General features: G+C 49.9%; 20 protein-coding genes. 12 read left to right on the forward strand and 8 right to left on the reverse strand.

Annotated elements, in window-relative coordinates; genetic code table 11:
* Positions 1-66: 66 nt before the first annotated feature.
* Entirely contained in the window at positions 67-591 is a 525-nt protein-coding gene (locus tag RUMCAL_RS13480) for a shikimate kinase (RefSeq protein WP_021683552.1), read from the reverse strand.
* 491 nt (positions 592-1,082) lie between these two features.
* Here RUMCAL_RS13480 and RUMCAL_RS13490 point away from each other — a divergent pair, with 491 nt between their 5' ends.
* Together RUMCAL_RS13490 and RUMCAL_RS13495 are read left to right on the forward strand one after the other, a co-directional pair.
* Positions 1,083-1,787, forward strand: a complete 705-nt coding sequence (locus tag RUMCAL_RS13490) for a FadR/GntR family transcriptional regulator (protein WP_040648324.1) — start codon at positions 1,083-1,085, stop codon at positions 1,785-1,787.
* A gap of 30 nt (positions 1,788-1,817) precedes the next feature.
* A complete protein-coding gene (locus RUMCAL_RS13495) occupies positions 1,818-2,597 on the forward strand; it encodes a putative ABC transporter permease (protein ID WP_040648326.1) in 780 nt (259 codons plus the stop codon).
* Between the two features lie 113 nt (positions 2,598-2,710).
* Here the strand turns inward: RUMCAL_RS13495 and RUMCAL_RS13500 are convergent, their stop codons facing one another.
* Entirely contained in the window at positions 2,711-3,424 is a 714-nt protein-coding gene (locus RUMCAL_RS13500; protein WP_051343890.1) for a metallophosphoesterase family protein, read from the reverse strand.
* A gap of 214 nt (positions 3,425-3,638) precedes the next feature.
* Here RUMCAL_RS13500 and RUMCAL_RS13505 point away from each other — a divergent pair, with 214 nt between their 5' ends.
* Both RUMCAL_RS13505 and RUMCAL_RS13510 read left to right on the forward strand, forming a co-directional pair.
* A complete protein-coding gene (locus RUMCAL_RS13505; RefSeq protein WP_051343892.1) occupies positions 3,639-5,174 on the forward strand; it encodes a D-alanyl-D-alanine carboxypeptidase family protein in 1,536 nt (511 codons plus the stop codon).
* Positions 5,175-5,182: 8 nt separating this feature from the next.
* Positions 5,183-5,971: a nitrilase-related carbon-nitrogen hydrolase gene (locus tag RUMCAL_RS13510; RefSeq protein WP_021683558.1), complete on the forward strand. Its 789-nt coding sequence runs from the start codon at positions 5,183-5,185 to the stop codon at positions 5,969-5,971.
* Between the two features lie 120 nt (positions 5,972-6,091).
* Here the strand turns inward: RUMCAL_RS13510 and RUMCAL_RS13515 are convergent, their stop codons facing one another.
* Positions 6,092-6,526: an acyl-CoA thioesterase gene (locus RUMCAL_RS13515; RefSeq protein WP_040648328.1), complete on the reverse strand. Its 435-nt coding sequence runs from the start codon at positions 6,524-6,526 to the stop codon at positions 6,092-6,094.
* Positions 6,527-6,772: 246 nt separating this feature from the next.
* On the opposite strand from RUMCAL_RS13515, the gene recJ reads away from it, so the two are divergent.
* The 8 genes from recJ to RUMCAL_RS13555 all read left to right on the forward strand — a co-directional run bounded on the left by recJ (position 6,773) and on the right by RUMCAL_RS13555 (position 16,269).
* Positions 6,773-8,809: a single-stranded-DNA-specific exonuclease RecJ gene (recJ, locus tag RUMCAL_RS13520; RefSeq protein ID WP_021683561.1), complete on the forward strand. Its 2,037-nt coding sequence runs from the start codon at positions 6,773-6,775 to the stop codon at positions 8,807-8,809.
* Positions 8,806-11,070, forward strand: coding sequence for a RelA/SpoT family protein (locus tag RUMCAL_RS13525; RefSeq protein ID WP_021683562.1), 2,265 nt, complete (start codon positions 8,806-8,808; stop codon positions 11,068-11,070). Before recJ ends, RUMCAL_RS13525 begins: the two co-directional genes overlap by 4 nt.
* 11 nt (positions 11,071-11,081) lie before the next feature.
* A complete protein-coding gene (locus RUMCAL_RS13530; protein ID WP_021683563.1) occupies positions 11,082-11,705 on the forward strand; it encodes an MBL fold metallo-hydrolase in 624 nt (207 codons plus the stop codon).
* Between the two features lie 3 nt (positions 11,706-11,708).
* A complete protein-coding gene (hemZ, locus tag RUMCAL_RS13535) occupies positions 11,709-13,235 on the forward strand; it encodes a coproporphyrinogen dehydrogenase HemZ (protein ID WP_021683564.1) in 1,527 nt (508 codons plus the stop codon).
* Positions 13,232-13,732 (forward strand): DUF6985 domain-containing protein, encoded by a 501-nt coding sequence (locus RUMCAL_RS13540; protein WP_021683565.1) that lies wholly within the window; start codon positions 13,232-13,234, stop codon positions 13,730-13,732. The genes hemZ and RUMCAL_RS13540 overlap by 4 nt, the downstream gene beginning before the upstream one ends.
* Positions 13,733-13,765: 33 nt before the next feature.
* A complete protein-coding gene (locus RUMCAL_RS13545) occupies positions 13,766-14,302 on the forward strand; it encodes an RNA 2'-phosphotransferase (RefSeq protein WP_040648348.1) in 537 nt (178 codons plus the stop codon).
* 68 nt (positions 14,303-14,370) lie between these two features.
* Positions 14,371-15,999 carry a 23S rRNA (uracil(1939)-C(5))-methyltransferase RlmD gene (gene rlmD, locus RUMCAL_RS13550; protein WP_021683567.1) on the forward strand — a complete coding sequence of 543 codons (1,629 nt, stop codon included), beginning with the start codon at positions 14,371-14,373 and terminating at the stop codon, positions 15,997-15,999.
* Between the two features lie 24 nt (positions 16,000-16,023).
* Positions 16,024-16,269, forward strand: a complete 246-nt coding sequence (locus RUMCAL_RS13555; RefSeq protein WP_021683568.1) for a DUF6061 family protein — start codon at positions 16,024-16,026, stop codon at positions 16,267-16,269.
* Between the two features lie 51 nt (positions 16,270-16,320).
* Here RUMCAL_RS13555 and RUMCAL_RS13560 read toward each other — a convergent pair whose 3' ends face one another.
* The 5 genes from RUMCAL_RS13560 to RUMCAL_RS13580 all read right to left on the reverse strand — a co-directional run bounded on the left by RUMCAL_RS13560 (position 16,321) and on the right by RUMCAL_RS13580 (position 22,548).
* Entirely contained in the window at positions 16,321-18,966 is a 2,646-nt protein-coding gene (locus tag RUMCAL_RS13560) for an ABC transporter permease (protein WP_021683569.1), read from the reverse strand.
* A gap of 15 nt (positions 18,967-18,981) precedes the next feature.
* Positions 18,982-19,653 (reverse strand): ABC transporter ATP-binding protein, encoded by a 672-nt coding sequence (locus RUMCAL_RS13565; RefSeq protein WP_040648329.1) that lies wholly within the window; start codon positions 19,651-19,653, stop codon positions 18,982-18,984.
* Positions 19,654-19,789: 136 nt separating this feature from the next.
* Positions 19,790-20,689: a sensor histidine kinase gene (locus RUMCAL_RS13570; protein WP_021683571.1), complete on the reverse strand. Its 900-nt coding sequence runs from the start codon at positions 20,687-20,689 to the stop codon at positions 19,790-19,792.
* Positions 20,682-21,359: a response regulator transcription factor gene (locus RUMCAL_RS13575; RefSeq protein ID WP_021683572.1), complete on the reverse strand. Its 678-nt coding sequence runs from the start codon at positions 21,357-21,359 to the stop codon at positions 20,682-20,684. The genes RUMCAL_RS13570 and RUMCAL_RS13575 overlap by 8 nt, the downstream gene beginning before the upstream one ends.
* 16 nt (positions 21,360-21,375) lie before the next feature.
* Positions 21,376-22,548 carry a sigma-70 family RNA polymerase sigma factor gene (locus RUMCAL_RS13580; RefSeq protein WP_021683573.1) on the reverse strand — a complete coding sequence of 391 codons (1,173 nt, stop codon included), beginning with the start codon at positions 22,546-22,548 and terminating at the stop codon, positions 21,376-21,378.

Genomic DNA, 22,548 nt, shown 5'->3' on the forward strand with positions numbered 1-22,548 from the left:
AAAGTCGCCAGATGCTCTTTGTGCGGTATTGCCTCAGTGTTTCTTTTATATTGATAAAAGCTGTACTCAGCAATTCGGGTGTTCTTTGAGATATGCCTGTACCGTTTTCAGCAGTTTTTCACTGCACTGTTCTACAGAGCAGCCGGTGAAATCTACAGTGAGGTCTGCGTACTTCTCGTACAGCGGGCAGCGTTCCTCATAGAGGTCTTCCAGTGTGGTGCAGCCGCTGTGGCAGACAACGCCCCGTGTGACCAGATTGCCGACACGCTGTGCCAGTACGTCCAGCTGGTGGTGCAGATAGATTACAATGCCGGTGGATTTCAGATACTGCATGGCATCATCACTGTAAACAGCACTGCCGCCGGTGGAGATCACTGCCTGATTGGTGTAGATCGACTGGAGAACTTTTCCCTCCAGTGTGATGAATCCTTCTGTGCCGTATTCGTCGATCAGTTCCATCAGCGGTTTGTGATAGGTTTGGATAATGACATCGTCGGTGTCGATAAAGTGATAGGAAAGCCCCGCCGCCAATGTTTTTCCAAATGTTGTTTTTCCGGAACCCGGCATTCCGATCAGTGTGATGTTATGCATACTGCAATGCTCCTTTTCGATTGGAATTTTCGCTTTTCGTGAAGTGTCTTTTCTATTTTAACATATCGATTACAAAAAAGCAAGTCATATCCGAAAATCTGACTGAAAAAATCGCAATCGCGGAACAACAGCAAAAAATGTTTCTGACTTTTCCGATTTGGTTTGAAAACATGCACAAAAACGTTTATATAATTACGATAAATATCGTTGAATTCGTTATAATTTTATGCTATAATAAAGGAAACACTGCATAAAGCCCGCCTGACGGCTTTGCACGCAATCTGCGTGCAGATTTTTCGTCATATTGCCCAGAAATCTCTTGCCAGACATACAGTATGCCTGCGGAATTTCTGAGCAATCTGCCGAAAAATCTGACGACGCATCTTACCACAAGCTTTGCTCGGTGTTTCTTAAAAGAAAAAGAAGGCGGGATGCATGGGGCGTTTCGCGGTAAGACCTGGGGAAACACTGAATACAGGAGATGGAGGAAAATGAAAAATCAACAGTATCATTATTTGTGTCTGATCGAGGAATTGCGGAAGCGGCTGCAAAACGGACAGCTGCATGCCGGCGATGTGCTGCCCTCGGAACAGGAATGGGCAGAAGCTCTGTCTATCAAAAAGCGGGATGTGCGTCCGATTCTAAAGAATTTGGAAATGACCGGTGTGCTGTCCTGTTCCAAAGAGGGGGAGATGACACTTTCTAAAGATATGTCCGACAGCATGGAGGAACTGCTGCATGTGATGTTTCTGATACAAAAAATTTCACCCTATGAGGTGTGTCAGATGCGGCGGGCAATGGAGTTGTCGGCATTTCCTATGGTATTTGCCAGACGGGAACGGCTGGATCTGGACGAATTGAAAAACTTGCTGGACGAATTCCGATACGGCAACGGACTGGATAGTATTCGTGCTGATGAAGAAATGCACCGCTGGCTGATCAAGGCTTCAGGAAATCGGCTCATGGAATGTGTGATGCAGGGCATCTGGGATATTTGTTCTGCACAGATCAACCTGATCTTGTCAGACAGCACGGAAAAACTGCGGCAGAAGCAGGCAACCATTCATGAAAAGATTTATAAGAGCCTGATGATCGGTGATCTGAAAATGGGCATGGGAGCGTTGCAGACCCACTATGATATTATTGAACAGGCATTGGCAGATCAGTCACTGTATGACCTTAGTTCTATTGCGTGAGTGTTTTGTGTCGGTGCAGGGGAGGCTGATATGAATTTATTTTTGACATTGGCGTTTTTATTTTTGATCGGAAGTGTCCTCGGCTGGGGACTGGAGGTAATATTCCGTCGGTTCTTTTCAGCACACCACTGGGTGAATCCGGGATTTCTGGTAGGGCCGTATTTGCCGCTGTATGGCTCCAGTTTGTGTGTGCTGTACCTGCTGGCGATGCTGGAACCGCTGATGCCGGTGGAAAATCCGTTGCTGAAAAAGCTCCTGCTCTTTGTGGTCATGGCATTGGCAATCACAGCACTGGAATATGTGGCAGGGCTGATCTTTATCCGCGGCATGAAAATCAAGCTGTGGGATTATTCTGACCGTTGGGGCAATATCCAGGGCATTATCTGTCCGTTGTTTACATTTTTCTGGATGGTGCTCAGTGCAGTGTACTATTTTCTGATCCACCCGCACATTTTGAATGCGTTGCACTGGCTGGCAGAAAATCTGGCGTTTTCGTTCGGCATCGGTTTTTTCTATGGGGTTTTTCTCATCGATGTAGGATATTCCACACACCTGATGGTAAAGATCCGCGAATTTGCGAAAGAAACCAATATCGTGGTACGGGTGGAAGAACTGCGGGAGGACATTCACGATGCCCTGCAAAAGAAAAATGTACGTCGGTTCTTCTTTCCCATGCATGGCGGTGTGCCGGTGCGGGAAATGCTGGATCAGTACGTGAAGCAGCATTTCTCACGGGAAAAATCGCAGGGGAAGTGGATTCGCCTGCCCGTGAAAAAAGCCCGAAAGCAAAAAGATACCCAAAAGAGATAAGGCAATACTACACAAAGATTGTGCGACAGATGCTCTTTGTGCGGTATTGCCATAAGAATTAAACAGCCCGACAGTTTCTCTTGCTGAAACTGTCGGGCTGTTTGTGTGCAGGATCAATCTTCTTCCGGAGCCGTCTGCTTTCGGCTGCGTCTGCGGCTTTCCGATTCTACCGGCAGCACATCCTCGAACATGGCATAGAACTTCATAGGAATAAAGCGGTCCATGTGGCACTTGCCGAAGAACCATTTCCGATAGCTGCACTGTTTGATGATGTCCTCGAAGAACGTGTGAATTTCCAGACGCTGCTGCATATCGACACCAAGGCAGTCTTTCAGAGAAGCCGGCGGTTCGTGGGTGATGATGTAGTCCACCTGTGCATTGTGCTCGTTCAGGTTGTGAATGGCACGGCGAATCTCTGCATGCGTGGGTTGTTCCCGCTGCCACCAGTTCCGACCTTGCCGGAACTCGAAGTCCTGACTGTGTCCGCCGCCGAATGTGAAGTAAGTGCGGTCGTCAATGGTGAAGATCTCGCCACGCATCATGTGGAAAATGTTCGGGGCAATGAGATGTGCCCTGCCGCCACGCCAGCGGACAGTCCGGAAGCTTTGTTCCAGAATGTCAAAGTTTTCGTGGCAGCCGTCTACAAAGGCAATGGTAAACGGCATTTCCCGCAGCTTTTTCAGATTTTGCTTTTCCTGACGGGAACCGTCCCAGATAAACCCGAAGTCGCCGCAGACGATCAGAACATCGCCGGCTTTCATTTTTTTGAAAATGGGATTTTTGAAACGGGACAGATCTCCGTGCATGTCACCTGTGATATATACCAAAAGGAAGCCCTCCTTAAAAAGTGAAATCAAATTTCATGCTCTGGTGTTTATTTTTGCATGATTTTCAGTTACATAGATTATTTTATCATATTTTCCGTGAAAGGTAAATAAATTTTCGAAAAAAGTCTTTTCGAATCGGATTTTTTTTGTTATAATAAGAATGTGGAGTTTGAAAACTTTCACGAATAAAGAATTTTCGGGAGGATTGCATCTTATGCACTTGTTCCATTTGATAAAACGACTGCGTGCCGCATTGGCGATCGGCATTGTTGCCGCGGTACTGCTGTGCGGAAACGCACTTTCTGTACAGGCTTATACCTTTACACCGGACGCAACGATCCACAGTCAGGCGGCGATCCTGTACAATCAGGATACCCAACAGATACTCTATGAAAAAAATGCTGACCAGCAGCAGATGCCCGGTCATCTGGTGCAGATCATGACTGCCATTGTGGTGCTGCAAAACTGCACTGATCTGGACGGCACAACGATCACTGCCAGTGATGAACTGTATAAAACGCTGTACAGCTATGACGAACCAGACGACCTGCGGTATGCGGACATTGACAACGGCGATACATTGACCGTGCGGGAATACCTCTATGCCATGATGCTGACTTCGTCCTGTGAAGCTTCTCTGATTCTGGCGAACCAGTTCGGGGACGGCAGCATTGACGGATTTGTCACCAAGATGAACGACACCGCCGCTGAAATTGGCTGTACCGCTACCACGTTCGCCAACCCTACCGGACTGTACGATACCAGACAACAGACCACGGCACGGGATATGCTGACGATCACCAACTACGCTCTCTCGCTGGACGGCTTTGAGGAAATTGCAACAGCCACTGCATTTACTCCCACCACTGCCAATCCGGCAAACCACCCTGACGCTTCCGCATGGAACTGGACACAGGCAAATTCCATGACGCTGGAGGACAGCTCCTATTATTACGAGGGTGCCAAGGGTATCAAGACCGGCAACCTGAGCAAGACCGGACGGAGCATCATCACCGAGGCAACGCGGGACGAGAACACATATCTGGTAATTCTGCTGAACGCACCCTTTGAAGATGCGGACGGAAAATTGCAGTACTATCATCTGGACGATGCCACATCGCTGCTGAACTGGGCATTTCGTTCCTTTGCCTATACCACGCTGCTGGAGAGCAGTGAGGAAACCGCAGAGGTGGAAGTGATGAACTCCGACGGGAACTCCTATGTGCTGGTGCACCCAAAGACAGACTGCGTTTTGCTGTGGTGCAAGAGTGTGGATATTACTGCGGTACAGACCGTTATTCATCTGGACAAAAATGTCATGGCACCAGTGAAAAAAGGGGACGAACTGGGAATGATGGAACTGAAATTTTCCGGAGAAACTATTGCGGAGGTGCCGCTTGTGGCGGTGTCTGATGTCAGCCGTTCCTTTACCAAGTTTAACGCCTATGCTTTGAAAAATTTCCCCAATTCACCGTGGTTCCGCAACGGCATCATTGCCGGATTTGTGCTGACTGCCCTGTATATCGGTTTGTGTATCTACGCTTCCTATCGTGCCAAGAAAAACGTGACACCGGAGGATCCGATTCATCTGGTGCCCCATGCAACCGAATTCCATGACCGTCCGCGGCAGAACTGGAAACGTTCTGATACTGTATTCTATCACGGTCCGGAGTCCAGACAAACAGACCGGACATCTGCACCGCAGGAGAACGAACAGGAAAAAGAACTGACAGGTTCTCACCGGAAGTAGGGGATAACATGAAGATAGCCATTGCACAAGCAGAGATCATATTTGAGCAGCCGGAGGAAAATCTGGCGAATGCCGCCGCGTGGATCGCACAGGCAGCAGCGGCACAGGCGGACTGTATTGTCTTTCCGGAGATGAGTTTCACAGGCTTTTCCATGCAGGTGGAGAAGATCGCGGGATATGCCCCGAAAATCCATGAGAAAATGCGGCAGCTGGCAGTGCAGTGCGGTATTGCGATCGGATACGGCTGGACTTCAAAGAAGCAGCACGGAAAAGGCGAAAACCACTATACCCTGCTGGACAAAAACGGCGGTGTGCTGTCGGATTATGTGAAGATACACCCGTTTTCCTACGGCGGGGAAGACCGGTTCTACCACAGCGGCGAGAAGCTTACCAGTGCTGTGCTGGGAGAGTTTTCCGTGGGAACGCTGATCTGCTATGACCTGCGGTTTCCGGAAGTGTTTCGGGCAGCAGCACAGAAAAACCGTTTGCTGCTGGTACCGGCAAACTGGCTGCATCAGCGGACGGCTCACTGGCGGATTCTGCTGCGGGCAAGGGCGATCGAAAATCAGGTCTATGTGCTGGGTGTCAACTGCGTGGGGCGGCAGCAGTCTTACACATTCGACGGGCAGAGTTGTCTGGTGAATCCGGAGGGAGAGCTGCTGTGTACCTGCGGCGGCGAGAAACAGCTTGTCTATGTGACCATTGCCGACGATACCGAACAATTCCGGCAGGCATTTCCCACCTGTCGGGACGTGAAAATCTCCCTCTATCGAAAGCTGTATGAAGATATTTTTTAAAGGCAATACCGCACAAAGCCCGCCTGACGGCTTTGTGCGGTATTGCCTAAATTACATGAGAAAAAGCCCGGTGCGTTATAAGAAATACGCACTGGGCTTTTGCATTTGCAGCAGCTTTTTTCAGTGTTCCGGATAAGTCACTTCCATGGCTTTCTGGAAAAAGGCATGCATTTCCGGAAATTTGTCCCGAATCCGCATCGGCTTGATCTTCGTGTCTGTGAAGCAGTGGGAAGAAGTGGCAACCGCACAGAGCTGTCCGGTTTCGATACAGACAATGTCATACCGCAGTTCCAGCTTAAAGCCGTTGTACTTGGTGATGTAAGAGTATACAGCAAGATGTTCGCCGAAGTGCAGGGAGTGCTTGTACTCACAGGTAACGCCCAGAACCGGCAGCATAATGCCCTGTTCTTCCATGCGGCTGTAGCCGATGCCGATCTTCTCCATAAAGTCTACGCGGGCTTCTTCTGCCATGTGAATGTAGTTGGAGTGGTTTACGATGTCCATGCGGTCTGTTTCATGGTAAAAGACCATGCGGGTATATGGTGTAATTTCCATAACAGGAACTTCCTTTCTGTTATAGGCGGCATTATGCAATGTTGCCTATATGGGAATCATTTGAATATAGTTTTAGTATAACACAATTTCTTCGGCTTTGCTGTTTTTTTTTGTGAACACAGCGTTAAATACAGAAAAGCACCGTAGAGGTTCTCCTATTTTTTTCACGGGCACTATTGCAATTTGTCACTTTTTCGGGTATAATATAAGGTACGATATTTGGTTTCAGGAAGCAGGAGGAACAAGATGAAGAAGTGGCAGATTCATCAGCCGTCAGAAGAAGCGGCAAAACAGATTCGCAGCAGCAGCGATCTGTCCATGCTGTGTGCACAGGTTCTGGCGGCACGCGGTATGCATAATGTGCAGGAAGCGGCGGCGTTTTTACAGTGTGACGGACTGGCGGATCCGTTTCTGACAGCGGACATGGAGGCTGCTGCGGCATGCATCAACACGGCTCTGGACGACGGCAGCCGCATCTGCATCTACGGCGACTATGACTGTGACGGTGTGACTGCCACGGTGATCCTGTACTCTTACTTGCTGGAAATGGGTGCCGATGTGACCTATCGCATTCCGGAACGGGACGAGGGATACGGTCTGAATGTGGACGCTGTCCACGCCATGCACGAGGACGGCGTGGAACTGATCGTGACGGTGGACAACGGTATCACAGCCATTGCGGAAGCGGAACTGATCGCGGATCTGGGCATGACGCTGGTGATTACTGACCACCACCAGCCGTTGGAAACGCTGCCGAAAGCGGCGGCAATCGTAGATGCACACCGTGCAGATGACACATCTCCGTTCCATGATCTGTGCGGTGCCGGTGTGGCATTGAAACTGGTGGCGGCACTGGACGGCGGCGATACGGCAATGGCGTTGGAGCAGTTCGGCGAACTGGCGGCAATTGCGACGATTGCAGACGTGGTGAATTTATCCGGCGAAAACCGCTATCTGGTACAGCTGGGGCTGCGGCTTCTGGCGAATACGGAACGTGTGGGGCTGCTGGCACTGCTGGAAAAAAGCGGACTGCTGGGAAAGAGTTTCACTTCTACCTCAGTCGCGTTTGGCATTGCACCGCGTATCAATGCTGCCGGACGGTTCGGCTCACCCAAAACGGCTGTGGAACTGCTTCTCTGTGAAGACCCAGATGAAGCGGCAGAATTGGCAGAGGAACTGGAACGCCGCAATCAGGCACGCAAGGCAGAGGAAGTTCGCATTCTGGAAGAAATTGCAGAGCAAGCGGCAGAGAATCCCCGGCTTCTGAAAGAACGGGTGCTGGTGTTTGCCGGAGAGGGCTGGCATCATGGTGTCATCGGCATTGCGGCTTCCCGACTAGAAGAACAGTTCGGAAAGCCAACGATTCTGATTACCCTTGAGGGCGACCGTGCCCGCGGCTCCATGCGTTCCTTTGGTGCGTTTTCTGCGTTTCGCTGCCTGCACGCGTGTCGGGAATTGCTGTCACGCTATGGCGGTCACCCCGGTGCAGGCGGATTTTCTTTGCCGACCGAGCATGTAGAGCGATTCCGGCAGGCGGTACAGCAATACGCCAAGGAGTCCAATCCGGTCATGCCGGTTCTGACACTGGAGGCGGATAAGCTGCTGATGCCGCAGGAGATCACCATGGAGAACATCACCGGACTGGAGGCACTGGCACCGTTTGGCGAAGGCAATCCGGTGCCGGTATTTGCCATTTGCCACGCGGTTCTGCAAAGTGTCCTGCCACTGTCCGGCGGAACGCACTCCAAGCTGAAAATCACCTACGGCGGCATGGCAATGGATCTGCTGCTGTTCCGGACTAGGCCGGAAGAAGTGATGCTGAAAACTGGCGATGTGTGCGATTTTCTGATCAACATAGAGGTCGGCAGTTTTCAGGGCAGACCGCAGCTTTCTGTGATTGTCAAGGACTATCGGAAAAGCGGTCTGAAACAGGCAAAGTATTTTGCCGCGGAAAATACATACGAACAATATTGCCGGCATGAGGAATTGCAGCCCAGCTTTTATCCGGCAATCACACCGACGCGGGACGTGCTGGTGCAGATCTACCAGCGGATCCCGCAGACAGATACCACCTTTGACGGACTGTTCGGCGGCATGCAGGATCTGCCGCAGATGAACTATTGCAAGTTCCGTCTGGCATTGGATATTTTTTCAGAATTGGGATTGGTACAGCAGGATCTTTGGACACGGCAGGTGCACCGGAAACCGGTTTCGGCAAAGGTGGATCTGCAGCAGTCAGTCCTGCTGCAGGGATTACAGAAAAGAGGAGTGGATGTTGTATGACACAAGAGAACACAAATGGGGATACCCGATCTGCTGCACCGTCTGCACAGGACAGACCGCAGATTCCGCAGCATGAAGTTAGCATTGCAGACCTGTCCAAGAAGATTCTGGCGACAGATAAGCAGTATGACTTAAGTAAAATTCTCTCGGCGTACCAGCTGGCAGAAAAAGCCCATGCTGATCAGAAGCGGTCTTCCGGAGAACCATATATCATTCACCCGCTGGCTGTTGCAGATATTCTGCTGGATCTGGGCATGGATACCGATACTATTTGTGTGGGACTGCTGCATGATGTGGTAGAGGATACGAATTATACGCTGGACGATATTCGCAAGAAATTCGGGCAGGACGTGGCAATGCTGGTGGACGGTGTGACCAAGCTGAACCGAATTCCCATATTTGACAAAGAGCAGCAACAGGCAGAAAATGTTCGGAAAATCCTGCTGGCAATGTCCCATGACATTCGCGTGATGATCATCAAGCTGGCAGACCGCATTCACAATATGCGGACACTGAAATTCCTCCCGCCGGAAAAGCAGCGTCGCATCGCACTGGAAACCATGAACGTGTATGCTCCGATCGCACACCGTCTGGGAATCCGTACAGTCAAGGAAGAACTGGAGGACTTGTCGTTCTACTATCTGGACTCCTATGCGTATTCAGAGATCGAACACATCATGGAGATCAAGAAGGACGAACGGGAAAAGTTCATCGACTCGATCAAGGAGCGAATCCGCAAGCGGCTGGAAAAAGAACACTTTGCCAAGGAACCTATTATTGAAGGCCGTGTCAAGAGCATCTATGGCATTTACAAAAAAGTTTATGTCAATCATAAAAGCATGGACGAGATTTATGATAAGTATGCTGTTCGTGTGATCGTTTCTACTGTGGCAGAGTGCTATATGGTGCTGGGTATTGTGCATGATATGTTCCGCCCGCTGCCGAACCGGTTCAAGGACTATATTTCCACGCCGAAGTCGAATATGTACCAGTCCCTGCACACCACAGTTCTGGGACGGGAGAGTATTCCCTTTGAAATTCAGATTCGGACATGGGATATGCATGTTTCTGCGGAATATGGTATCGCTGCCCACTGGAAATACAAAGAGGGCATTCAGGGCAAGGACAAAATGGAAGAACGCCTTGCATGGGTTCGCAAGGTCATTGAGGCACAGCAGACTTCTGACGATGTAGAAGAAATTGTTCGTGCGATCAAGAATGACCTGTCACCGGAAGATATTGTGGTCATGACACCCCGCGGAGATTCCATTTCCCTGCCGGTGGGTGCAACGGTAATTGACTTTGCCTATCGGATCCATACGGAGATCGGACACAAGACCATTGGCGGCAAGGTGGACGGTAAAATGGTGCCGCTGGATTATCAGCTGCAAACCGGAGAAATTTGTGAAGTCCTCACCAGCAAAGACCCCAACAAGGGCCCGAATCGGGCATGGCTGGGAATTGTCAAGACCAACGAAGCCAAATCGAAAATCCGTTCGTGGTTCAAAAAGGAATGTCGGGAGGAGAATATCACTACCGGCAAGGCAAGTCTGGAACAGGAATTCAAACGCTGTCATATCAATTTGCCGGAATCGGAATGGGAAGCTTTTCTGGCAGATGATCTGAAACGGCACAACTGTGATACACTGGACGATTTCTATGCCTCTATCGGTTACGGCGGTGTAATGCTGTCCAAGATCATGCCGCGTCTGAAAGAACTGTATGTGAAATCCCACGGGGCAGAGGAGGAAGAAGCCAATCCGGTAGCACCGGTAGTGCCGCCGGAAGCTGCAAGCGGCAAGGACTGTATTGTACTGGATCGCATTGACGACTGCGTTTTCAAGTTTGCCCAGTGCTGTAACCCGCTGCCGGGAGATGACATTGTGGGATTCATTACTCGCGGACATGGCATTTCGGTGCATACCAAAAACTGTGTCAATTATCAGGCAGCTTTGAAACGGAATGATCCGGCGGAAATGGCTCGGTGGCTGCCGGTGCAGTGGACCAATAACACTTCCACGCTGATCCCCACCAGCATTGAAGTCATTGCCACAGACCGTGTGGGACTAGTATTCGATATTACGAAGATTCTCTCGGAGTCCCATATTCTGATCGTGCACTCCTCCTCCCGCAACCTGCGGAACGGCAATGCGATTTTTGAGGCAAGTGTACAGGTTGCCGGAACAGACCAGTTACAGGCGATCATCGATAAGCTACGGAAGATTCGCGGTGTGATCTCGGTAGAACGTGCAAAAAAGTGAGGTGGCATGCAATGGAAATTACAAAAATAATGCTGGGTGAACTGGCTTCAAACTGCTATGTGCAGCCAGTGGGAAATGGAAAATGTGTTGTCGTGGATATTGGCGGAGATGCACCGGTGCTGTTTCGCCGGCTGGGAATGCTGGGACTGGAACCGGCGGCGATTCTGCTGACTCACGGACACTATGATCACATTGCCGGTGTGGAGCAGGTGCGGGAGAAATATGACATTCCCGTCTATGTGCACACGCTGGATGCCCATATGCTGACGGACGGTCATGCCAATCTGGGAGACTGGATCTCCACACAGCCGTTTCAGCCGGTGCAGGCGTGGGAAACTGTCGAGGACGATGACACGCTGCAATTTGGTGACAATACTTTTACGGTGCTGCATACGCCGGGGCATACTTCCGGAAGTGTTTGCTGGCGATCCGGCGATGTGCTGTATACCGGTGATACGCTGTTCCGCATGTCGCGGGGCAGAACGGATTTTCCGGACGGCGACGATGCCAAGATGCTGGAATCGTTCCGGAAACTGAAAGCTCTGGAAGGGGAGTATCGGGTGCTGCCGGGGCACAATGAGGAATCGACGCTTTCCTTTGAAAAAGCACACAATCCAACCATGCGAGGACTTTGATTCATGTCGAATGTTGAAACCAATCTGATAAAGCCGTTTCCGGTGGCATTTTCCGGACACACGCTGAAATACGAAATCGAATGTATCTGCAAAATCTTCCTGCCGATGCGGAAGTTTACCTTTCTCTACGACACGACACAACTGCCGGCAGATGCAGAGGAGGGGGCTGTTCTGATTCTGGAACAATTGGGCGAACAGAGCCGCTTTTGGGTACAGGTACAGTATCGGGGGCAGGTGATGGAGCAGGAACAACAGTTTCCAGCCTGTTCTCCGGAAACGGAAAAACAGCTTTGCGAATACCGGTTCAGTGCCATGCTGTTCCGGCTGTTGGAAGAGATCACTGATCTGCACCCTGCATGGGGACTGCTGACGGGAATTCGTCCGGTGAAAAAGGTACAGCCTTTGCTGGGACAGGGGCTTTTCAAGGCGGAAGTCTGTGAGAAATTACACGAAAAGTACTGGATTGCTCCGGAAAAGCTGTCGCTGGTCTATGATACAGCAATGGTGCAGCAGCCGCTTCTGGAAAAAACACCGAAGCACGGCATCAGCCTGTATGTGTCGATTCCGTTTTGTCCTACACGGTGCAGCTATTGTTCTTTTGTGTCCCATTCCATTGCACAGGCTCAGAATCTGATTCCGGCATATCTGGAAAAGCTGTGCGAGGAACTGAAAATTTGGGGGCAGCTGGTACGGGAACAGGAATTGCTGGTGGATACGGTCTACTTTGGCGGTGGTACGCCCACTTCGCTGACGGCGGCACAGTTGGAACAGGTGCTGACGGCGGTGCAGGAAAACTTTGATCTTTCGCATTTGCGGGAATATTGTGTCGAGGCAGGACGACCGGACACCATTACCTCGGAAAAGCTGGAAACACTGCGGCGTTTCGGCGTAGACCGCATTTCTGTCAACCCTCAGACTATGCAGGATCACGTGCTGGAAACGATCGGCAGAAAGCACACTACGGCACAGACGGTGGAGGCATTCCGCATGGCACGGGCTGCCGGCTTCGAGAACATCAACATGGATCTGATCGCCGGCTTGCCGGACGATACGCCGGAAGGATTTCATGACACGCTGGAACAGATTCTGGCATTGGATCCGGACAGCATCACGGTGCACGCTCTGACGCTGAAACGGGCGGCGAATCTTTTTGCAGAGGGTGAGCAGCAGGTACATAATCCGGTGGAACAAATGGTGCAGGAGAGTATGCGGCGGCTGCCGGAGCACGGCTATGCCCCGTATTATATGTACCGGCAGAAGAATACGATCGACAATCAGGAGAATGTGGGCTATGCCCGTGCAGGGAAAGAGTCGCTGTACAATATTCTGATCATGGACGAGAGCCAGTCCATTTTTGGAGCAGGGTGCGGAGCTTCTACCAAGCTGGTGGAACCCTGCGGCAGAATTACACGAATTCACAATTATAAATTCCCCTATGAGTATATCCGTCAGTTCGATCAGCTGATGCAGAAAAAGGAACAGGTGCGGGAGATCTGCGAGCGAATTCGGGAACAAGAGGCGGAAAAATGAGTTTGATTTGTATACAGGACCAAGATGAATATTTCCGGAACGGAACCTTTGCATCTGTTTTATTTCAGCGTGCAATCCCTGTTCACATTGATCCGGAAGTCGATATGGCATATGCAGAGCAGTGCGTGGAGCATTTTAATCATCTCTCTGACCAGATGATCGACAAATTTTGCGAGATGGCAATTGCGTATTGTGAGTTTATGCGGAAGGAATGGAAAGAATTTGAAGATGTCTATCCGGACATTGTAGAAGACATTCAGCGTGAAATTCCGGAGAAACTGCACGGGAGAGAAGTGCTGGCATTTTTGACCACGCCTGAAATGTACATTGAACCGCCGGAGGAAGCTGTTTCCGGATATAGCATTTCCAGTGCCTGCGTCTGGGAACCGGAGCATGCACTGGACTGGATCATTCGTGGAGATAAAATTCTCTATGTAGGACCTTGTGAGGGTATGGGTGCATGGCAGGAGGAAGAAGATTATGAAACGATCTTCTGAGCTTTAATGGAAAGAAGATGGAAAGAAGAATGTATGGACTTTGATAAAATCGGAAAATATCTTTGTTTTATTTTGCGGCATCATCCGGAGAAAATCGGCATCACGCTGGACGAGCACGGTTGGGCAGATGTGGACGAACTCCTTGCCGGTATTTCAGAACGGTGCCCTTTGTGTCGGGAACAGTTGGAAGAAATTGTTCGTACAGATGCGAAAAGTCGCTATTCGTTCAGTGCAGACGGGCAGCTGATTCGTTGTAATCAGGGACACTCGATTCCAGTAGATGTGGAACTGGAACAGGTGCTGCCGCCGGAATTCTTGTGGCATGGAACGGCAGAACGGTTTTTGCCGGCGATTTTTCAGGAGGGACTGCGGCGAATGAGCCGGCTGTATGTGCATCTGTCTGCCACGCCGGAAATTGCACAGACAGTAGGAGCACGTCACGGAAAGCCAGTGGTGCTGCGGGTGCAGACTGGAAAAATGGCAGAGGACGGCTATGCTTTTTACCGTTCGGTAAATGGTGTTTGGCTGACGGAAGCAGTTCCGGCGAAATATCTGGAAGAAATGAAATAATCAGGCAGCATCGCACAAATGTAAAGGCAATTTTGTGCGGTGTTGCTTCTATATCAGGCGGTGGAGAGTTGAAAAAGAACGATATTTTTGAAACAGAAATCATTGATATGACCACAGAGGGCAGCGGTGTCTGTCGAGTGGACAACATGGCAGTATTTGTGCCGCATACAGCAGTAGGAGATCGGATTCGGGTGCGAATTGTGAAAGTGCTGAAAAGCTATGGTTTTGGCATCGTGGAAGAATTGTTGGAACCTTCGGCGGATCGTATTTCGCCTGCCTGCCCGTTGTCGCAGTGTGGGGGCTGTCTGTTTCAGCATATCACTTATGCGGCAGAACTGCGTGTCAAGGAAAAGGCAGTGCAGGACGCTTTTACACGAATCGGGAAACTGTCGCCTGCATTTCTGCCGATTCTGGGGGCAGAATCCCGCACCAGATACCGTAATAAGGCACAGTATCCTTTTGCAATAGACAAGGCAGGAGAACCGGTTCTGGGCTTTTTTGCCAGAAGAAGTCATCGGGTCATTCCGGTGAAAGACTGCTTGCTACAGCCGGAACTGTTTGGGGAAATTGCTGGTGTCGTGCTGGAGTTTGTGAGAAAAAATCGGATTCCGGTGTATGAAGAAGCCAGCGGAAAAGGGGAACTGCGGCACTTGTATTTGCGGTGCGGGCAGCATTCCGGCGAGGTGATGATCTGCTTCATTGTGCGAAAGCCAATTCGGAAAAAGCTGATGCCTCTGGTGCAGCAGCTGACGGAGCAGTTTCTGCAGATCCAGAGCATTGTCATGAACTGTAATTCGAAGAAAACCAACGTGATTCTGGGAGATTCTACAGAAACGCTGTGGGGGAAAGATACGATTACAGACACCATGTGCGGCAATGCTGTAGACCTTTCGCCGGAGTCGTTCTATCAGGTGAACACGATACAGGCGGAACGGCTTTATGGTGCGGCAAAGGCTTTTGCACAGCTGACGGGAAAGGAACGATTGCTGGATTTGTACTGTGGTGCCGGAACCATTGGGCTGTCCATGGCAGATGCGGTGTCGGAATTGGTTGGCGTGGAAATTGTACCAGAAGCGGTAGAAAATGCCAAGAAAAATGCTGCGAGAGCCGGCGTGGAAAATGCGAAATTCCTTTGCGGCGATGCAGGCAGCATTGCGGAACAGCTGGCAGCAGAGGGGACTGCTCCCGATGTGATCGTGGTTGATCCGCCCAGAAAAGGCTGCGATGAAACAGCGATTCGTGCTATGGTACAGATGCAGCCTGAGCGAATTGTGATGATCTCCTGCAACGCTACGACTGCGGCGAGAGATTGTGCGGCGTTGAGAAAACTGGGATATGCGGTGGAACAGGTGCAGCCGGTGGATTTGTTCCCGGGGACGGGGCACGTTGAGACGGTTGTCTTGCTTTCCAAGGGTGAGGTCGACTCGAAAAAGATTCGGGTTGAGTTCTCTTTGGAAGATATGGATATGTCCGAATTTCAGGATGGGGCAACCTATCCGCAGATCAAGGAGTATGTGTTGGAGCATACCGGGTTAAAGGTGTCCAACCTCTATATCTCACAGATTAAACGAAAATGTGGGATTGGGGTTGGTAAGAACTATAATCTGCCGAAGTCCGAGGATTCCAGACAGCCCCAGTGTCCGCAGGAAAAAGAGAAAGCAATCCGAGAAGCATTCAAATATTTTGGGATGATCTAACATCCCGCAAAATGGAGGTTTCTTATGGATAGATTGATTTCTTGTGAGTTTAACATGGATACCGCTTGTGTGGAACTGAAATTTTTAGATGGCAGCATGATTGCCATTGATACCATCGCCGTGGAGAATGAGGTTGCTGACAATATGTATCAACGGTCAGAACTGGATTATCTAATCTACAATGATCCGGTTGGATATGCAGACTTGATCTTGAACGGTGATCCCGAAATTTATCTAAAAACTGTAACTGAATGTAAACCCTTAGATTAAAACTCAGCCCTCTGCCTTTTCCTTGGCAGAGGGCCGTTTTTTGCTTAACAGTTATTGAGCATCCCTTAATTGCTCTACAACACTGCATTTCGCTGCATTGTCATACATCATGCAAGGAATCAGCCACCCCAGCAGAAGAAATACCGGAATTGTCAGCAGGACAGGCAGAATGGTGAATCGATACTCAAAGAACCAGAACATACTGCCCAGCATTTTTCCTGCAAGAGGTCCCACCGCCAGCGACAGAATAAAGGCCGCCGATACGGAGGACATTGCGTAAAACAATCCCTCGTAGATCAGCATGGTTTTGAGCTGCCGGTTCGTCATTCCTACAGCCTGAAGCACAGCAAATTCACGGCGGCGGGAAAGAATACTGGTCATCATGGCGTTGAAGAAATTTAAGAGTCCCACCAGCCCGATGATAGCACAGAGGATACCACCTACCAGAAGGAACATCTGCCGGAACTGAGCAAACTCAGAGCGAGCCGTGGCCTTGCTTTCATACATCAAGGGTGAAAACTCACCGGCAGTGAGCTTCGATAGATATTGCTCTGCTTCGGCCTCGTCTGCGTCGTCTGCTGTGTCGAACAGGTAGAGCATCGGAATGGCCGCACCGCCGCTGTCCCTCTGTGCGGTGTCTACAGACAAAACTGCGTCATATCCAATACCACCATAACGATAACTCATGGAATTCGGAAGTTCTACCAAGGCGCAGACCGTGTACTCTACATCTCTGGCTCCATACAGTTTTTCCTGAAAGTACTCCTCTGGTGTATCTTCGGTGCAGAGTTCTCCGGTGCGGCTGTCGATATATTTCACATCATCCGCATAGGTGGCGGTAATCGTGTCTCCCACCTTGGGGTAGTATTCAGGATTGGGCAGATTACCGTAGTCATCTAAGGAAACCGCAATGGCAATGGCGTTATTGTTTGGCTCCAGCATAGGAGAAATATCTCCGTCGAACACTTGCAGCTTGTCAAACAGGCTGTTATCCAGAGCCTCGATCCTGGTATCTCCCATCACCATATTGCCCCGGTGCTCCATGCGGCTCATATGGCTGTCCAACTGCTCAGCACTTTCGTACCTTGCATAGTCCTGCCGCAGAGCATCCTCCGTCATCCAAAGATATGCGGGTTTTCGCACAGCATATCCCGTGCCGGAAAGACTGGCCTTTGCGTTTGCTGCGATCTCTTCGATTTGTTCTGGCGTGATGAATTCATCTGCCGGGTTGTAACGGAAATAGTCGGGCGTGCTGACGATAAAATCGGCGCAGGTCATGGCGGACACATATTTCTCCATGCTGAAGCCGCCCACAAAGGCACACAGCGCATTGAACAGTGTCACCGACAGTGCCAGAGACACGACCACCAGCACCGTCTTTTTCTTGTTTCGTCCCAGATTGGCAAAGGCCATCTGATGGAGCTTGGCTCCCCGGGTGCTGCGCTGTTTTTTCTTAGTCTGCATCGCATCCGTATATTTGGTAGCCTCCACCGGAGAGACTTTGGCTGCCATTTTCCCGGGCTTGGAGCAGGACAAAAGCACCGTCAGCAGAGCAAACAGCATGGAGCCAACAAAGATCACAGGCGAAGTGCTGATAGTGGTGATGCCTGCATCCAACTGGGTGGAGTGCAAGACAACAGGCACCAAAACAGCGCCGATGCCATAGCCCAGCAACAGTCCTGCCGGAATGCCGATCAGACAAAGCAGAAGTGCCTGCTGGCGAATGATACGTTTGAGCTGCCGGGGCGTTGTGCCAATGGTTTTCAGAAGTCCGTAAAACCGGATATCCCCCGCAACAGAGATCTGGAAAATGTTATAGATGATAAGATACCCAGTGAAAATCACCAACAGCAAAAAAGCTGCTATGGCGATCACAAGTTCCGGATCAAGTTGCGACTCCAGCTGGGATGAGGTATATCCCCAGTTGACGCCGATTCGAACGCTGTTGGGATCGGTATAGCTGTCCCATGTGTAGCCAAGATCGGTATCCACCTGCTCCATCTGCCCTTGAATGTTTGTGCCGGAAGCCAGCATGACATTCAAATCGGTGCGGAAAGGCTGTAACCCTGTTTTCACTGCCTGCGCTTCGATGTCATCTGCGTAATCACGGCTGATGTTGATGTAGTGAACAGGCATTAGTTCATCATAGTCCCAATAGCCTACCAGCGTAAAGGTATCCGTTACAGTAAAGGCGGTTTGATCCTTGTCCGTGATGGAATAGGAAACCGTGACCTCTGCACCCAGTTCTGGCGTCACACCAAGCAGCTGCAACGCTGCCGTATCCATGGTCGCCTCTTTGCCGCTTTCGGGCATCCGCCCGGTAGTGGGAGTGGCATAGCTCCATCTGGTGCAGTTGGCATCCATGTAGCTGATCTCTGCCGGCGTTTTGGAAAAGACACCATCCGTAGTGATACCGATCGTCTTCCGTGCCCCCACAGCTTTCACCTTTGGGTGGGCAGCGATACGTTCCGCCTGCTCGGGGGAAACATCCTTAAAGGTGCCATGTGCATAGCCGCCTATCTGCCGAAACTGGTAGGTTTCATAACTGGCGTTCAGCGACAGAACAATGGTGAACATGGAAGTAAACAGCAGCGTTGTCAGCGCAATGGCAAAAATGGCGATCAGATTGCGGCGGCGGTTCGCATAAAGAGATTTTAAGCTGAGCTTCCGAATACATTTTCTGTTTTTGACATTCATCGTAACCACCTCCTGTTAGTTCTGGGAGACGATCCGACCATCTTCGATACGGATAATGCGGTCTGCCATCTGCGCAATTTCTTCGTTGTGGGTGATCATTACGATTGTCTGGGCGAACTTTTGACTGGTGACTTTCAAAAGGCTCAATACATCCTGACTGGTTTTGGAATCCAGATTACCGGTGGGTTCATCTGCCAGAATAATAGCGGGAGCTGCCGCCAGTGCACGGGCGATTGCCACACGCTGCTGTTGACCGCCGGAGAGTTGATTGGGCAGGGCATCCAGACGATCATCCAGCCCAAGGGTCTGTACAATCTGCTGTACAAAATCCTTGTTGACCTTGCCACCGTCCAGCTCAATGGGTAGAACGATATTTTCATACACATTCAGCACCGGAACAAGATTATATGCTTGGAACACAAAGCCAATTTTTCTGCGGCGGAAGATGGTCAGGGCTTCCTCCTTCAAGGAGAAAATATCCTGTCCGTCCACCATGACTGTGCCGCTTGTAGGGCGATCCAGCCCGCCCAGCATGTGCAGCAGGGTAGACTTGCCGGAACCGGATGTGCCGACAATTGCAACAAATTCGCCCTTCTTTACACTTAAATCAACTCCGTCCAGTGCATGAACCGCATTATTGCCGGAGCCATAAATTTTTTTTAGGTCTTTTGCCTGTAAAACCTCCATAAATGAGTACCTCCATGAAAAAAATCTGTATGTATCAAAGGATATGATCCTTTGATACATACAGATTATCGCATAGGATTCTTTCCACATTCTTTCCGGCGGAAAATGAAATCTAACAATTTTGATAGAATTGTTGTTATTTCGGCAGAAACACGGAAAAAGTGCTTCCTTTACCGGAGACAGAGGCGACTTTGATATAGCCGCCCTCGCCGGTTATGATCTGTCGGGCAAGGTATAAGCCGATGCCGACCCCTTCCTGCTCCTGAACTGCCTTTGAACGATAAAAACGGGCAAAGATCTTTGTCTGCTCCGTTTCCGGGATGCCTGAACCGGTATCCGATATATCAATCCTTGCAAACATTTCATAACTTACAGCAGAAATCCTGATTGTGCCATGCTCTGTATATTTGATGGCGTTGTCTACGATATTGGCCAGCACTTCCGCTGTCCATTTCATATCAAAGGTAGCAGAAATATCTGTATCATGCAGTTGCAAAGACAACCCTTTTTCAGCAGCTTTGGCGGCATATTGTTCTACTACGCTTTCAAGCAGCGGCTGCAGCACTGCTTGCTGAGGGGCGAGTGAAATGATCCCATTTTCCAGTCTGGAAAGCTTTACGAGAGAATCGATCAGAAATCGCAGCTTTTCCAATTGTTTGTACAACGCCTCCACATTTGCCTTCGCCGATGCAGGCAGAGTTTCCTCCATCAAAAGCTCGCTGTATAACAGCAGGTTTGCAATCGGTGTTTTTGTCTGGTGGGAGATGTCCGCAATCAAGGACTTAATTCTGTCTTTCTCCTGTGCTACATTTCGAGAAGATGCTTCTGCTGCGGAAAGATAGTGTGCAAACTTCGTTTCCAATGCAGACAGCTGGCTTTCATCAAAATTGGTTTCAGAAAAGGAGCCGGTCATGGCAGCGTCCAGCATCCTTTCGATTTCTTCCATCGTTTTTCTGACCTTTCTCCGCTCCCATAATACAACAGCTATCGCCGCCAGGAAACATAGCAGTATCATCACAATGCCAGTTTTATTCATCTTTTGTCACCCAGCTATAACCGATTCCATAGACGGTTTTAATGTATTTCTGTGCACCAAGCTTATCCCTTAGACGCTTAATTGTAACAGACAAAGCGTTTTCATCCACATATTCTGCACCATCTGTCCATATCCGGTCTACAAGGTTTCCACGGGTCATGGTTCGACCACGGTTTTCAACAAGCAGACGCAGTAATTTTTGTTCTGTTTTACTCAATTCCACTTTTGAATCTCCCACATAAAAGGTCATAGCCTCAAAGTCAAAGTGAAATAGATTAATATGGATCGGCATATTTTTATGGTTTGATGCTTGCTTTCGCAGTTGGGTATTCACCCTTGCCCGCAAAACCGAAAGAGAAAAGGGCTTGGTAATGTAATCATCAGCACCTCTCTCCAGTCCGTCTACGATGTCCAGATCGGTGTCATTGGCAGTCAGCAGAATAACAGGAACTCCGGGCATGTTTTCCTTGACCTCCCGGAGCAGCTCAAGCCCACTGCCATCCGGCAGATTGATATCCAACAGGATCAGGGATACACCGCCGCAAAGCAGCTGCTCCTTCGCCGTTTTTAGGTCTTGGCAGGAAATGATCTGCCGAGCATCTGCTTTCAGCGCTTTGCATAAGCCTTGATTCAAGCCGATATCATCTTCAACAATCAGTAATTGCTCCATGTATCTCACTCCCTCGTTATTCAAAGGCCACCATTATTTCCTTGGGCAATTTTTCGCTCTCACAGTTCAGAAGATAGGCGATTGCTCTGCTTGCAAATTTGTTTGTTTTCACTGTATCCCAATCGGCAAGCAAAATGACCTCTGCCTTGCCGTTCTCAAAATCTAATGATATTTCGCCCCATTCGCCGTCGCAGTCTGCCTGATATTCGTAGATTGCGGCGGCGATTTTCTTTTTTCGCTTGATCTTGGATTTCTGTTTTAGCCGGACTGCATGGATTGCGCCCTCGGCAACCAACAATTCCGTCAACTTGTCCACTGCTTTTCGGTAGGCTCGTTCTGCACCGCTGGCTGTACTGCCCTCAAACATAACCGCCAGTTCTTCAAAGGTGGGGCGGTCTTTCCATGAGCTGACACGCCCACAGGTCATGCAAATTGCTAACCGTTTTTCAAGCAAGGTCTGTTCCCGGTAATTCAGTTTCTCAAATGCCCGCTGCACCTTTTCTGCCTGTATGCCGTTCCAGAGGATATCGGTATAGTTCCAGCTATCGTCAAGGGCTACATCCTCGCCTGTTTCCTCGCCGTTCTCGTCTGTCACATAGAATGGCTGCTGATTGCGGATTCCACGGACAACTTTCAGATATTCTTCCGCAAGGGCAAGATCGCAGTTGTATTTCTTGGAAAATTCGTTGACCGCATCCTTGGTATTGTGGTACAGCCAAGCCATTGACCGCACCATTTTGTAATTGGTCAGAGAGGACACCGACCATTTTTCTTCGCCCATGCGAAAACGGAGCATAGCATCCCGGATGAACGGGAAAATGTATGTAGCATACTCTGCACCCTTGGCAAGGTCATAGTCCATCAGCTTTTGGAGCATTTGCTCCCGGCAGGAGAGCTTTATATCTATAAATCGGTCTGTGTCATACAGATCGCCGCCATCCACACCGAGAAAGTCTTTGATGCGCTTGTTAAGCTGCGGCTCGTAGTGGTGTAGGAAGAATGAGAAATATATCAAATTCTTTTCCTGCAAGGCAGACAGGATATATTCGTTCAGATTGCCCACCGCTGGAGGCTCCGGTTCCAGTTGGAAGATGCGCTCTGCCGCATAAGGAATGATGCCGTCACCGTGCGGATTGACAGCGTGTTTTGGTATGTATCCGGTCATGTCCCATGAAAAATCACTCAGCAT

This window comes from Ruminococcus callidus ATCC 27760 (assembly GCF_000468015.1).
Lineage (GTDB): Bacteria > Bacillota > Clostridia > Oscillospirales > Ruminococcaceae > Ruminococcus_C > Ruminococcus_C callidus.

Bases quoted from the DNA above. Each gene is read 5' to 3' on its own strand.
- RUMCAL_RS13555 (WP_021683568.1), top strand. From the start codon at position 16,024: ATGGATAGATTGATTTCTTGTGAGTTTAACATGGATACCGCTTGTGTG.
- RUMCAL_RS13510 (WP_021683558.1), top strand. From the start codon at position 5,183: ATGAAGATAGCCATTGCACAAGCAGAGATCATATTTGAGCAGCCGGAG.
- RUMCAL_RS13560 (WP_021683569.1), bottom strand. From the start codon at position 18,966: ATGAATGTCAAAAACAGAAAATGTATTCGGAAGCTCAGCTTAAAATCT.
- RUMCAL_RS13530 (WP_021683563.1), top strand. From the start codon at position 11,082: ATGGAAATTACAAAAATAATGCTGGGTGAACTGGCTTCAAACTGCTAT.
- RUMCAL_RS13495 (WP_040648326.1), top strand. From the start codon at position 1,818: ATGAATTTATTTTTGACATTGGCGTTTTTATTTTTGATCGGAAGTGTC.
- RUMCAL_RS13480 (WP_021683552.1), bottom strand. From the start codon at position 591: ATGCATAACATCACACTGATCGGAATGCCGGGTTCCGGAAAAACAACA.
- RUMCAL_RS13515 (WP_040648328.1), bottom strand. From the start codon at position 6,526: ATGGAAATTACACCATATACCCGCATGGTCTTTTACCATGAAACAGAC.
- RUMCAL_RS13525 (WP_021683562.1), top strand. From the start codon at position 8,806: ATGACACAAGAGAACACAAATGGGGATACCCGATCTGCTGCACCGTCT.
- RUMCAL_RS13490 (WP_040648324.1), top strand. From the start codon at position 1,083: ATGAAAAATCAACAGTATCATTATTTGTGTCTGATCGAGGAATTGCGG.
- RUMCAL_RS13575 (WP_021683572.1), bottom strand. From the start codon at position 21,359: ATGGAGCAATTACTGATTGTTGAAGATGATATCGGCTTGAATCAAGGC.
- RUMCAL_RS13545 (WP_040648348.1), top strand. From the start codon at position 13,766: ATGGACTTTGATAAAATCGGAAAATATCTTTGTTTTATTTTGCGGCAT.
- RUMCAL_RS13565 (WP_040648329.1), bottom strand. From the start codon at position 19,653: ATGGAGGTTTTACAGGCAAAAGACCTAAAAAAAATTTATGGCTCCGGC.
- RUMCAL_RS13540 (WP_021683565.1), top strand. From the start codon at position 13,232: ATGAGTTTGATTTGTATACAGGACCAAGATGAATATTTCCGGAACGGA.
- RUMCAL_RS13505 (WP_051343892.1), top strand. From the start codon at position 3,639: ATGCACTTGTTCCATTTGATAAAACGACTGCGTGCCGCATTGGCGATC.
- hemZ (WP_021683564.1), top strand. From the start codon at position 11,709: ATGTCGAATGTTGAAACCAATCTGATAAAGCCGTTTCCGGTGGCATTT.
- RUMCAL_RS13580 (WP_021683573.1), bottom strand. From the start codon at position 22,548: ATGCTGAGTGATTTTTCATGGGACATGACCGGATACATACCAAAACAC.
- recJ (WP_021683561.1), top strand. From the start codon at position 6,773: ATGAAGAAGTGGCAGATTCATCAGCCGTCAGAAGAAGCGGCAAAACAG.
- RUMCAL_RS13570 (WP_021683571.1), bottom strand. From the start codon at position 20,689: ATGAATAAAACTGGCATTGTGATGATACTGCTATGTTTCCTGGCGGCG.